This is a genomic window from Gilvimarinus algae (assembly GCF_030518215.1).
GTDB lineage: Bacteria > Pseudomonadota > Gammaproteobacteria > Pseudomonadales > Cellvibrionaceae > Gilvimarinus > Gilvimarinus algae.
This window is the reverse complement of the sequence record NZ_JAULRT010000062.1, coordinates 676,266-689,019: the sequence shown is the minus strand read 5'-3', so window position 1 is coordinate 689,019 and position 12,754 is coordinate 676,266. Positions and strand designations below refer to the sequence as shown.

The 12,754-nt window shown below is 55.7% G+C and carries 12 protein-coding genes; 4 read left to right on the top strand and 8 right to left on the bottom strand.

Translation table 11 applies throughout. The features are described from left to right. Positions 1-110: 110 nt before the first annotated feature. From QWI16_RS17840 to map, 3 genes are read left to right on the top strand one after another with little or no spacing between them, the layout of a single operon-like run. A complete protein-coding gene (locus tag QWI16_RS17840) occupies positions 111-617 on the top strand; it encodes a phosphate-starvation-inducible PsiE family protein (RefSeq protein ID WP_302715277.1) in 507 nt (168 codons plus the stop codon). Positions 618-668: 51 nt separating this feature from the next. Further along, entirely contained in the window at positions 669-857 is a 189-nt protein-coding gene (locus QWI16_RS17835) for a ParD-like family protein (RefSeq protein ID WP_302715275.1), read from the top strand. Continuing rightward, positions 850-1,662, top strand: coding sequence for a type I methionyl aminopeptidase (gene map / locus QWI16_RS17830; RefSeq protein WP_302715273.1), 813 nt, complete (start codon positions 850-852; stop codon positions 1,660-1,662). Before QWI16_RS17835 ends, map begins: the two co-directional genes overlap by 8 nt. 33 nt (positions 1,663-1,695) lie before the next feature. On the opposite strand, the gene QWI16_RS17825 is transcribed toward map, so the two are convergent. Beyond that, on the bottom strand, positions 1,696-2,769 hold the full coding sequence (locus QWI16_RS17825) for a glycoside hydrolase family 18 protein (protein WP_302715272.1): 1,074 nt from the start codon (positions 2,767-2,769) through the stop codon (positions 1,696-1,698). A gap of 506 nt (positions 2,770-3,275) precedes the next feature. Between QWI16_RS17825 and QWI16_RS17820 the strand changes: the two genes are divergently transcribed. After that, positions 3,276-3,761 (top strand): hypothetical protein, encoded by a 486-nt coding sequence (locus QWI16_RS17820; protein WP_302715270.1) that lies wholly within the window; start codon positions 3,276-3,278, stop codon positions 3,759-3,761. Positions 3,762-3,834: 73 nt separating this feature from the next. Here QWI16_RS17820 and QWI16_RS17815 read toward each other — a convergent pair whose 3' ends face one another. From QWI16_RS17815 to QWI16_RS17785, 7 genes are all read right to left on the bottom strand, one after another. Beyond that, on the bottom strand, positions 3,835-5,811 hold the full coding sequence (locus QWI16_RS17815; RefSeq protein WP_302715268.1) for an alpha/beta hydrolase family protein: 1,977 nt from the start codon (positions 5,809-5,811) through the stop codon (positions 3,835-3,837). Between the two features lie 116 nt (positions 5,812-5,927). Continuing rightward, positions 5,928-6,815, bottom strand: coding sequence for a chemotaxis protein (locus tag QWI16_RS17810; RefSeq protein ID WP_302715266.1), 888 nt, complete (start codon positions 6,813-6,815; stop codon positions 5,928-5,930). Positions 6,816-6,878: 63 nt separating this feature from the next. Beyond that, positions 6,879-9,980, bottom strand: coding sequence for an efflux RND transporter permease subunit (locus QWI16_RS17805; protein WP_302715264.1), 3,102 nt, complete (start codon positions 9,978-9,980; stop codon positions 6,879-6,881). Positions 9,981-9,991: 11 nt separating this feature from the next. Then, positions 9,992-10,954, bottom strand: a complete 963-nt coding sequence (locus tag QWI16_RS17800; RefSeq protein WP_302715263.1) for an efflux RND transporter periplasmic adaptor subunit — start codon at positions 10,952-10,954, stop codon at positions 9,992-9,994. Between the two features lie 81 nt (positions 10,955-11,035). After that, positions 11,036-11,350 (bottom strand): hypothetical protein, encoded by a 315-nt coding sequence (locus QWI16_RS17795; RefSeq protein ID WP_302715261.1) that lies wholly within the window; start codon positions 11,348-11,350, stop codon positions 11,036-11,038. 77 nt (positions 11,351-11,427) lie between these two features. Beyond that, positions 11,428-12,231: a 2,5-didehydrogluconate reductase DkgB gene (gene dkgB / locus QWI16_RS17790; RefSeq protein ID WP_302715259.1), complete on the bottom strand. Its 804-nt coding sequence runs from the start codon at positions 12,229-12,231 to the stop codon at positions 11,428-11,430. A gap of 169 nt (positions 12,232-12,400) precedes the next feature. Beyond that, complete coding sequence (locus QWI16_RS17785) at positions 12,401-12,739, bottom strand: YceK/YidQ family lipoprotein (RefSeq protein ID WP_302715258.1); 339 nt, start codon at positions 12,737-12,739, stop codon at positions 12,401-12,403. Positions 12,740-12,754 lie beyond the last annotated feature (15 nt).

Sequence of the window (12,754 nt, the reverse complement as noted above, 5' to 3'; positions counted from 1 at the left end):
CGCAACCACGCCAAAAGTATATGATTCGTAACAGATCATATATCAAAGCCAGTAACCGGGCACGAAGTGCCGCAGCACTTCGCATCAACCACCTTTCAACCCAGGCACCCATGATGACCGACAAGCCGCAACCCCGCTCCGAAACCACTGAGAAGCGCCACGAGTTACACCAGGAGCTGCCGGTTGATTTCCCGGATACTTACTTTCGCACGCTCCATCACGTGATACGGTTCGCGATTCGCGTTCTGGCGTTTTTAATGGTGCTCGTCATCCTCTGGGGTGTGGTTGACGTGGTGTACATCATTTACGAGCGCCTGATTACCGCCCCCGTCCTGCTGCTGAACATCAACGATATTTTTTACACCTTTGGCGCTTTTATGGCCGTGCTGATCGCGGTCGAAATTTTTATCAACATCCGTCTTTATCTGGGCACCAATGTGTTCCCGGTACAACTGGTGGTAGCCACGGCATTGATGGCGATAGCGCGCAAGGTGATTGTGCTGGACTTTGACGCACTGACCCCTATGTATTTGCTGGGCATAGCGGCCACCACATTGGCACTTGGCATTACCTACTGGCTGCTGCGCCGCGACACCACCTACGATCACTCCGAGTGATCGCAAGCCTCAAAGGCTCTACTTTTCACGTGCATCCAACGACAGGCTTCTATGGGTATCGTAAAAATTTCCGACGAACTACACGACGAGCTACGCCTGGCGAGCCAGGTTATGGAACGCTCTATTAATGCCCAGGCAGAGTTCTGGATGAAGGTGGGCCGCATGGCTGAGCTTAACCGGACTTTGTGTTTTGAAGAGCTGATCCATCACGCCTTAAAAGAGGCGCGCAACCTTGACTGAGGTTGTCATCAAAACGCCGGAGGCCATCGACAAAATGCGCCATGCCGGCCGCCTGCTGGCTCAGGTTTTTCAGGCTCTGGACGCCATGGTCAAGCCCGGCATCAGCACCATGGCGATCAACCAGTGGGTGGACAACTACATCCGCGAAACGCTCAAGGCCCGCCCAGCAAGCCTCGGCCAATACGGCTACCCCTATGTGTTGAACGCCTCTCCCAACCATGTCGTTTGCCACGGCTTTCCCACCGACAAGCCGCTGAAAGCCGGGGACATTGTTAATATTGACATCACGCTGGAGAAAGACGGTTACATTGCCGACTCCAGCAAAATGTACACCTTAGGAGAGGTGACGCCCCTTGCACGGCAGTTGGTGGATGAGACCTATCAAGCGCTGTGGCAGGGTATTGGCGCCGTCAGGCCCGGCAACACCCTGGGCGATATAGGCCATGCGATTGCCAGCCACGCCCGGCGCCATGGATTCAGTGTGGTGCGCGATTATTGCGGCCACGGCATCGGCCAGCAGATGCACGAGGCGCCGAATATCCTGCACTACGGCAGTCCCGGCGATGGCCTGGTGCTGCGCGAAGGCATGACCTTTACCATAGAACCCATGATCAATCAGGGCAGCGCCAAAACCCGAACGTTGAAAGACCAGTGGACCGTAGTGACCAAAGACAAATCCCTGTCGGCTCAGTGGGAGCACACCCTACTGGTCACCGCCCATGGGGTCGAGGTGCTCACGCTACGCGCGGAGGAGGCGGCGCAGCTGAACGCCCTGCCCCAGCCGGCAGACTCGCACGATCGTTAGCGATATCCGCCTGACGAACCCCATAGCAACCGATCAGGACTCAGGACAGAAATAGCTCGCCGGCTCACCCTCTACCACTTCCCACATAGCACGCAATAAGGACGTGTCATCAGTGGTGTCCTGAGTCAGTTCCCACATCATTATCCCGCAGGTGCGGCTTTGGACCAGCTGCGCCTTCTCGCGAACACTGATGATGCCATTGTAAAAATCGTTACCGACTTCGCTCACACAGGCGTTGTCCAGACTGTTAGCGACATACTGCCGATATGCCGTGTAACTTGGACGCCCGTAAAAGGGCACGCCAAGAACAGTTTTCTCGCGGGTCAAACCGCGAGCTGACCAATAGTCGAGTGCGGCAATGGCATAATTGAAGCTGGAGTGGTGAGGCTCACTGGTATTGTCGTAGGCCATCAGGTTGAGAAAATCGACTATCTCAAAAACCTCGGGAAGAATGTAGCGACCGGCCCAGTCCCCTGCCCCCACCACGGCTGCCGTGAGAAAATGTTCACCGGGTAAGGCGTCCAGGCTCTCGCGCATTTGTTGCATCAGCAACAGGTAATTCGCCGCTTCCTCGTCGCTGCTTGGGTATTCCCAGTCCATATCGACACCATCAAGCTCGTACTCGACGACAAAATCCGTTACCGCCTGAACAAACCGGGTGCGTGTTTGTGCCTCTTGCGCCAGCGCCACAAAGGCGCTGTCGTCACCATCATTCCAGCCGCCCAGAGCAATCCCCACCTTAACCCCGGCGGGCCGCGCCATGCTCACCAGTGCCATCAACCTGTTTTCACCGGCCACCCCAAGCGGTTGCAGCCCGCCGTCGGCGTTCGGCAGTAAAAAGGAATAATTGATGTGTGTTAGATAGGAAAATTGAACGTCGGCAACCTCGCCCTGCCAGTCCGGGAAGTAGCCCACTATATGCCGCCCTTGGGGACACTCGTCGGTTACCGGCGTGGAGCTCACCGAAGACTGCGAGGCGCTCGAGCGCGACTCACTGCTCGGCGAGCTCGATACCACCGACGAGGCCGACGACGTCCCCGAGCCACCGGAGCTGCCGCAAGCGGCAAGGCCAGCAGCAAACAAAGTAATCCATAGTGCTTTTATCATTTTTCTACCCTCTCAATGTTTTTCTGTGTTGCTGCGCCGGCGTCGCACTCAAGCGGTGCTGCAGGCGGCCTGCTTGCGCTCAATGCTAGTTAATGACAAACACAATAAAAACACAAAAAAGGTAAATATTTTCATCAGCAGGGTGAACGCTGACAAATCAAAGACTTACGCGCATGCACTCCAGCCCCGTAATGGTGCAACCTACACTAAGCCTGCACCACTTTACTGTTACCCATAGTGACAAAAAATGCACCAGAACAGCCAAAAAATTCTGGCAAGGCACAGAAAAGTTGCATTTTTATTCACTTATAGAATAAAAGAAGTACAATTAATTCTAAAATAATAAAATATTCTTAAAATACGTAACCTTAAGTAACACACCTGTAACCTAAATCCGTAGAATAGGCTTCAAGCAAGCACGAACCGCTTGTTGAACTGGATAAGGGAAAGCAAGACCGCCCACAAGGCTCCCTTGAATTGGCACTTTTTGTTAGAGGTATAGGCTTATGTTTACTCTTTCTTCTCGCTCGAAACTGGCCACGGTAATCGCTGGCCTGACTCTGGTTGCCGCTGGCCATGTTGGCGCTGCGGATAAAAAAATTGAAGGTATTGTCGAATCCGTGGATTACGAAACCAACAGCGTAACCGTGATCGACAATGCCGGTGAAGCATTCACCTACGCCTTTACCGGCACTCCTAAGGTGGACGTAAACGGTCGCAAATTGCGCGACATGACCGCCGTTGAACCCGGTCAGCACGTCACCCTGAAAGTCAAAACCATTAAGAAAGAAAAACCAGTGAACCTGGTTAAAGGCGAAATCCTGGAGATTAACCGCGAGCAAAACCTCGCCCTGATCCGCCCTGTAGATGGCGGTGCCCCGCGCGTTATTGAGCTGCCAGAAACCGTAGCCGTTTCCGGTCTGCACTCAGGTGCCAGCGTAGAAGACCTGCAAGAAGGTCACTTTGTTACTTTGAAATACACTGCCCGTTAATTCAACGGTGCCCAGTAGACAATAGCCATAACAGAATGCCCAAAAAGATGCCCGGCCAAAAGCCGGGCATTTTTTATTCCGCAAGATAGGGTTCAATAAAACGCAGTATCTCATGCAAGGCCTGTTGCCGGGTCGCGCCCTCCATCAAATAGTGGTTTTCATTTTTAAGCGTAACAAAACGCACGAGTTTGTCAGCGTCACTGAGCGCGTCCTCCATTTCAATGGAGTGGTGAATGGGCACAACTTCGTCCTCTTCACCATGAATCAGCAGCACCGGCGCCTGGACTTTGTCGGCGGCGTAGTAAGGAGAAATCGCCCTTAAGTCGTCATCCGAATAATCTTTTGCGACGGCCGATTGCTCAAAATATGCCACCACCCAATGATCTTTACCGCGAGCAGAACGCTCGTCCTTTAGCATACGTTTGACATCCGCGACACCATTGATTGATACGGCGCACGCATAGAGTTCCGGGGTAAACGCGACACCGGCAAGAGCGGCGTACCCTCCATAGCTGGCGCCCAGAATGCAGACCCGCTCTGGGTCCACCAACCCACCCTTGGCAAAATAATGCACCGCCTCGGTTAGATCATCTTGCATTTTTCGCCCCCACTGACCTTGGCCTGCAAGATAGTGCTCTACGCCAAAACCGGTAGAGCCGCGAAATTGGGGCTGCAATACAAGATAGCCACGCGCTGCCAGGGCCTGAGCCAACCAGTCAAAACCCTTGCGATCGTAACTCGCAGGCCCGCCGTGAGGCAGAATCACAGTGGCCATTCTTTGCGGGTTTTCGGCTTGACTCAGAGACAGCGTGAGCAAGGTCGGTATGGTCATACCATCCGACGCTTGAAAGGCATAAACCGCTGTTGGCTGGATGATCTCGGGCGAAATATCTGGATAAGCATTGGCCAGGAAGCGGGGCTCGCCTCCCTCGCTGGCAAGGTAAAAACTGCCGGCACTGGAGAGTCCCTCTACTTTAAACACAAGGTGCCTCCAATCCGGGGACCAATCTATCAGGCTGACCATTTCATTGGGAAACTGCTTGATTATCGCTTCAACTCTGGACTGACGGCTTGCGTCAAATAATTCATAGTCCGGCGTAAAACCGGCGTACACCAAACCGTGCACGACCCGGTTAATGTCCATAAGCACGTGGTCCACATCCGCATCCTCGCGCCCCAGAGGCCGCTGCGACACTTCGCCATCAGCCAGCGACACGGTGAAATAGCCAATGCGCCCGGTAGCGGGATTTTCATTGATCATCACCAGTGACTGGTAATTCGGGGTGAGGCCGACAAACTCGACATCCTTAATCACCGTATTTTGCGAAAATATTGTTTTCCAACCACGCTCAGCGGGTACTTTTATCAGGTGCCTGTTGTTGTGATTTTCAAACTGCTCCTGGGCCACCACATTGCCCTCGCCGTCCATAAAATAATCAATGGTGTCCTTATCGCCCTTGACCCACTGCTTGGGCCTGCGCGGAGAGGACACTTTCACACGCATCAGTGAGAAATCAGGGCTCAGATCAGTGGCGCTTTCCGCTACAAACGCCGGCATGTAAATGTAGCGATTGTTTTCCGATGTGCCTACCACACCCCCTAGGCCAGTTTGACCAGCATAAATGCCCTCGCCAGGGCGCAATAGCTGATTAATATCCCCGCTTTTAGTGTTCAAGGCAAAGGCTGTACTCACATCAAACCTGCCGCGAAAACCCATGACGCGGCGGTGCTCGGACGCCACCAAGATCAAGTGATCATCGTCCATAAAGTAGATTTGATGTGGCCGGATTTCACTGACATTTGCACCCGAGACCACTTTTTTTTCCTCGAGGGAATACACCAAAACTGAACTGCTGTCGGTGGTGCTCTTTAGAAAAGCAATCAGCTTGCCATTAGGAGATACTCGCATTTTGCTGGTGCGGGGCAAAGCGCCATATAACTGCACCGCACGGTCAATGGACATGGCAGCTTGCACTTGCTCGCTCTCGGCCTGAGCGCTAAGCGTCATGCACAGGATTAACAACAGGGAGAAAAATCGGGAGGCGTCCATAGCGGCTAACATCCTTATCCTAAGTGAAAAGCGGTCGGCAGCGCCGCGCAGAGCGCAAAGTCTACCCAATCAAACGCAGGCTGGCTAGAAATTATCGTTCAGAAGGAACCGGGGGATTATGTCGACCGATGCTCGGCGCCACGCAGCATGGCCTGGATCAGCTCGTCCACATCGAACTTGGTCAAGGCTTCGTTGGCACCGACTTGATGGGCCTGGCTGACGCTGATTTCACTGGAAATCGACGTGTGCAGGATAATATAGGCACGCGCCAACGTTGGGTTGTCGCGAATGGCAAAGGCCAGCTCGTAGCCATCGAGCCCCGGCATTTCAATATCGCTCACCAGAAGATCAATGGGATGGCCACCAGCGGCTTGCTCGCGCATGATATCCAGCGCCTTTTGCCCGTTGGCAGTAATTCGGTACTCAATGCCAAGATTATTGAGCGCGTCGGAGAGCTGCTTGCGTGCCACCGATGAGTCATCCACCAGCAGGATATTCAGGCTGCGTAGCACGGCCATCTGCTCGGACTCCAGCTCGCCCTTGGCCTTCACCGGTTCGCGGCCATAGATGTTGGCAAAAATCAGCTCCACATCCACCAGTTGCACCAGCTGATCATCCACACGCGTCACCCCGGTCACACTGGCGTTGCGCCCGAGGCTTCTGGGGGGCGGCTCTATGTCTCGCCAGCTGCACTCGACGATACGATCCAGCGCCCGTACCAAAAAGCCGATGGTTTTGCGCTGACAATCGGTGATAATGATGTAACCGGACTGGCGCTCCTCATCCGTCAGCGGTGTGCTACCTACCGCAGCGGCCAGGTCCACCACTGGCATGGTGGTACCGCGAATATTGGCCGCACCCAGCACCGCCGGGTGAGGTTCAGGCATGTGGGTCAGTTCGGTGAAGGGCACGATCTCTTTGATTTTTAGGGTGCCCAGCGCAAAGCGCTGGCGCCGGGTTAGCCAGAACAGCAAAAGCCCTTGGTTGGATTTGTTTACCGCCATACCGAACTCCCCAATACCATAAGCCTTATTGTAGCAATGCCTGAAACACGGATTCCAATGCCATTACCCTTTTTTTACACCACAAAACCAATGATAGAACGCGGGCACGATAAGCAGCGTCACCAAGGTGGCGCTGACCAAACCACCAACAACCACCGTCGCCAGCGGCTTTTGCACCTCACTGCCCGTGCCTGTAGCAAAAAGCAGCGGCAGCAAACCCAGTCCTGAAGTGACCGCCGTCATCAGCACCGGTCGCAGGCGGGCACAGGCCGCCTCGCGGCAGGCCTCGGCAAGGGCCCAGCCGCGCTCGCGCAACAGATTGATCGCCGAGACCAGAACCAGCGCATTTTCCAAGGCGATGCCAAACAGCGCGATAAAACCCACCGAAGCCGGTACAGATACACTGAGGCCCGCCAGCCAGAGCGCCACCACACCACCCACCAAGGCCAGGGGTAAGGTCAACATAATCAGCGCGGTGCTGATAAATGAGCGGAAATTGAGGTAAATCATGAGAGTTACCAGCGCCAGAGTCAGTGGGATCACCAGCGCAAGTCGGGCATTGGCTTTTTGCTGCAACTCAAATTGCCCACCCCAACGCAACACATAGCCCGGCTCGAGGCTCACGGCTTGATCAATCGCTCGGTTGGCCTCAGCGACAAACGAGCCGATGTCCCGATCGCGCACATTAGCCTGTACGGTCACAAAGCGCTGATTGTTTTCCCGCGTGATCTGGCGCGGCCCGGTGACCTCCTCGATCTGTGCCAACTGCTCCAGTGTGACCTTGGCGCCGCCGGGGCTCGTCAGGCGCAGGGCTGCAATGGCCTCGGCGCTGTGGCGGTAGGGCTCTTGCAGTCGCAGATAAATATCAAAGCGCTGCACGCCCTCAAAGACCTCTCCGGCGCGTGCACCACCGACCCCAATTTGCAGCGCCTGCTGGACCTCGCTGACATTAAAGCCGTAGCGGGCAATGGCATCGCGCTTAAGCGTAATCTGCAGCTGCCCGCTGCCGCTGAGCTGATCGCGCTGGACATCGCTCGCCCCCGGCACCTGACGCAACACCGCTTCAAGTTCGGCCGCCTTATCGGCGAGGTAGGTCAAATCGTCGCCATAGAGCTTGAGCGCCAGCTCGGCCTTAGTGCCGGTTAGCAGCTCATCCACGGCCGCCGCAATGGGTTGGGTAAACGTAAATTTGACGCCGGGAAAATCCGCGAATCGTTCACTCATGGCCCGATACAAACCATCGAGGGAGGAAGCCGCCCGCCACTGGCCCTGAGGTTTCAGTGCGACAAAAATTTCGGCGTTATTGACCGGATCGGCGTGAGCACCCACTTCACCACGGCCGATGCGTGAAACCACTTGTTCGACCTCCTCAAACTCGCGAAGCAACTGCCGTTCAAACTCACCGATCAGTTGCTGCGCCCCGTCGAGCGAAATGGTCGGTGCCATGGTGGCGCGAATCAATAAGTCGCCTTCGTTGAGCCGCGGCACAAACTCTGAACCCAGGCGTGGCGCTATGATAGCTCCCAGCGCAAGAAGCAACACGGCGGCAAGGCCCACCAACCGCCAGTGCTTTAGGGCGCGGTTCAACAATGGTGTGTAAACACGTAAAAAGCCGCGCATTAGCCAACTTGGCTCTGAGCTTTCACCGGCCTTAGCCCTACCTGCGATTCGTTTTGCTCTCATGAGCACGCCGGCCAAAACCGGCGCCACCAATAAAGCGTAAAACAGAGAACCCAGCATCGCGAGCGCGACGGTTTGAGCCAAGGGGCGGAAGGTCGTTCCCTCCACGCCCTGTAAACTAAACAGCGGCAAAAACACGAGTATAATAATCGCAATCGCGAAGACGATGGGGCGCGCTACCTCTCCCGCCGCCTGGGCAATCAGCGCAAGCTTGGGTGGCTCGGGATCGGCTCGCAAGCGTCTGTCGATGTTTTCTACCACGACAACGGCACCGTCCACCATCAACCCTATGGCAATCGCCAGGCCACCGAGCGACATCAGATTGGCGGTAATGCCAAAAAAATTCATCGCCACAAGGGCAAAGGCTACAGAAAAAGGAATAGACAATGCCACCACCGAGCTTGCCCGGTAGCCTCCCATAAACACAAAAAGCACCAGAGTGACCAATCCCACACCCTGCAACAAAGCAGAGCTCACCGTGTCCAAGGCGGCGCTAACCAGCTGTGCCTGATCATAGTAAGGGCGCACTTCTAACCCCTCGGGCAGGCGCTGGTTCAGGCTAGCAAGCTCGCTCTTAACCCGCTGAATAACGTCCGATGTGTTGGCGCCAATCAGCTTTAACACCATACCCACCACGACTTCCCCGGCGCCGTTTTTACTGGTTACTCCGCGACGAATCGCACCGCCGATTTCCACGCGACCCAGCTGCTCCAGGTAAACCGGCGTGCCGCCCTCGTGCTTAATCACCACCCGCTTTATGGCCTCCGCGTCTGTGGCCAAACCCACCGAACGAATGGCGTACTCCTCACCGTTGCGCACGATAAACTGCGCACCGACATTGGCACTGTTGTTTTCAATCACCTGCTTGAGCAGAGGTAAGCTGACGTCGTAACGCTCCAGAGCGAGAGGGTCAATCAGCACTTGATACTGTTTAACGTGCCCGCCGATAGACAAGACTTCGGCAACGCCTTTCAGGGTTTCAAGATTGCGTTTCACCAGCCAGTCCTGCCAGGTGCGCAACTGCGTTGAGGTGTATTGCCCTGTTGTATCTTCCAGTACGTAGAACAATACCTGCCCCAGCCCTGTGCTCACTGGCCCCATTACCGGCTCACCATAGCCCTCGGCAATGGCCTCACGGGCACTCTGTAGCCGCTCACTGACAAGCTGACGGGCGAAGTAAATGTCAGTACCCTCGGCAAAATACAAGTTGAGTACGGACAACCCAAAATTGGACACCGAGCGCACCGACTCCAACTCTGGCAAACCACTCATGCTCGTCTCGAGCGGATAGGTCACGTACTTTTCCACCTCTTCGGGCGCCAGGCCCTCGGTTTCCACAAATAGCTGTACCAGTGCCGGGGAAATATCCGGATAGGCATCCACCGCCAGCGTGCGATAGGACAAGGCGCCGGCAAGCAAAACGGCCAAGAAGACCACGCCAATCAGCAGGCGATTGGCAATCGCCATATCAATCACTTTTTGCACAGCTGTCTCCTTTAGTGGTTGTGGCCGGATTCGAATTCCGACTTTTGCAACTGTGCTTTCAGCACAAACCCGCCGTCGCTGACATAGCGCTGCCCGGCGCTAAGGCCTTGGACAATCGCAACTTGCCGGGAGTCTTTGCGCCCCAGCTGAACCGGCTGAGGACGCCATTGCCCTTTGTCGGCGACAAAAACCACCGGCTCACCTTCCAGATCAATCACCGCAGTCAGGGGCACCACCACTGACTCGGGGTAGTCCCCAAGGCGGAGACTGGCCTCGACAAACATGCCAGGTTTCCAACGCCCCTCGCGATTGTCCAAAAACACACGAGCGAGACCGGTGCGTGTCTGCTCGTTGATGGTGGGCGCGATGTAGCCAATGTGCGCCTCCACGGTCTCTGCGCCATCGACCCCCTGCACGCTCACCGTTTGACCAATTTGCACGGCGCGCCACTGCTGAGGGTAGAGCGCAATATCGAGCCAAAGCGTCGAAAGATCGGCAACCACAAAGGCGTTGTCGCTGGGTTGTAAGTGCTCGCCCAGGGTAATGTGCCGCTCGATCACCTGCCCTCTGATCAGTGACTTGAGTTCAAAGCGCGCGAGGGTTTCCGAGCTTTCGGCTCTTGCCAACACCTGCCCGGCGTTGACCTTATCGCCGGTGCGCGCCAGTACCTCCAACACTTTGGCTGGAAAGCGCGGCGTAATGTGTGCCACCGCCTCTTCGTTTAAATGAATCTGGCCCGGCAGCTTTACCACTGGGCGAATACGACCGGGCGACGCCTCGGCGAGCTGCACGCCAAAACGCTGCAAAGCGTCGTCGGTTAAACGCACGCCTTGCGCTGCGTGTTCGTCATGGTCGTGATCGTCGTGTGCGTGAGCACCATGCTCATCGCTGGATAAGGCAAAGGGGGCCCAAAGAAAAACACTCAGGCAAAAAAAGACACCGCGCCAGTGGCCCGGTTGAACCTTGTAAAACATAATCTGACATCCCGCGTAAACGTGAAGGATCGCCCCGCGACACAGTCGCCGGACTTTCGTTAGTGTTGATTTCTGGAAATGTCAGGAAATGGGAGGGGGAGAATCGGGCGCGATCGACAAGCCGGTGTGGTCTGCGGTAATCGCGCTCAGCGGTTTGCCATGATGCAGCACAAACACCAAGCCCACCGCCGAGACACCTTTTACGCTGTGGCCGTGACAGCAGTGCTGACAACCGTGATCGGCGCCACCGTCTTCGCTGGGTCCGTCGTGGGGTGACACTTGATGATGGTGCTCAAGCTCACCGGACACCTGATGCAAAATATGCGCGTCGGCTGCCGCCAAGGTTGCCTGGGCAACGACGGTCAAGGCTAAAACAACAATCAGTGCACGCAGCATGGTTTTATTTCAGGCAGCCTGTAAAAGCGAACAAGGCCGCAGAGAATAACAAATAGGGATGGTCTGCGGAAGTCTCATCAGGCATCCCACTGGGGGGCGAAATCCGGATTGGCGATGCGCTCGCCGCGATCGAGTGCATCAATACGTTGATACTCTTGCTCGCTTAACACTAAATCCATGGCCTGCAAGTTGGCTTTTTGATGGGCGGGTTTTGTTGACGATGGAATAACCACGATGTTTTTGCTCACCACCCAAGCCAGAGCAACCTGCGCCGGTGTTGCCTGATGCGCCCTGGCAATATCCTGCAACACGGGATCGTCCATTACCTTCCCCACGGCCAGCGGCATATAGCCGGTAACGGTCAGGCCTCGGCGCTGGCAGTGCTCTACCAGAGCGCGATTGGCCAGAAATGGGTGCACCTCAATCTGATTGGTGACCATGTGCTCGCCACCGGGCGCCGCCAGAGCCTCATCCACCTGCGCTATGGTAAAGTTGGAAATGCCAATATGACGAGTCAAGCCCCGCTCACGGGCGTCGTTGAGCGCCGCGATATAATGAGCCATAGGCACTTCGTCGCCCGGCGAGGGCCAATGAATCAGCGCGAGATCCACATAGTCCAGACCGAGTCGCTCAAGACTTGCCTGCAGAGAGTCCACAACGCCCTCGCCGGCCAGAGAGTCAAACCAGACCTTGGTCGTGACAAACAGCTCTGCCCGGCCGATGCCGCTTTGTACAATCGCGCGCCCTACCGCCTGCTCGTTATCATAAAGGGTGGCAGTATCGATATGGCGATAACCCAGCTCCAGCGCTGAACACACCGATTCGATCACAGCCTCGTCTTTTAAGCGGAAAGTCCCGAGTCCCGGATTTGGCAGTCGCATAATCTTTTACGGCCTCCTATTGAGCAGATCGTTCATCACGTTCACTTATTTAACGATACACCCAGCGCAGTCACAACACGGCTTTACACTACTTATGTGTGGCTAGCAGCAACTGTGTTCTAAATCGCGATGGGCTTATATGGCTCTCCCGATCTGAACACAGTTGCTGCTAGAGCGTTATGGAACCATCGCGGTACTGGCGCACCGCTGTGTATGGCAGCACCAGGGTATCCGCCGCACCGGACAACACCAAATCCACGGCCATCACCGGCAACAAAAACACCGGCCATACCAGATCATTGGGCGCGGCGGCATTGAGCCGGCACAGGTCATAACCGACACCGCTATAAACGCGCGGCAGGCTGCCGCAGGCACTCTCATGCTTGCGCAGCGAAGACGACACATAGTGATCGCCACGCAAGGTGGTATTGACCGTGCCACAGCCGACGCATGCCAACAGAACAAACACGCACAACACCCGGCGCAAGGTAACAGCAGACACTTTCACAACGAACTCCCTTAC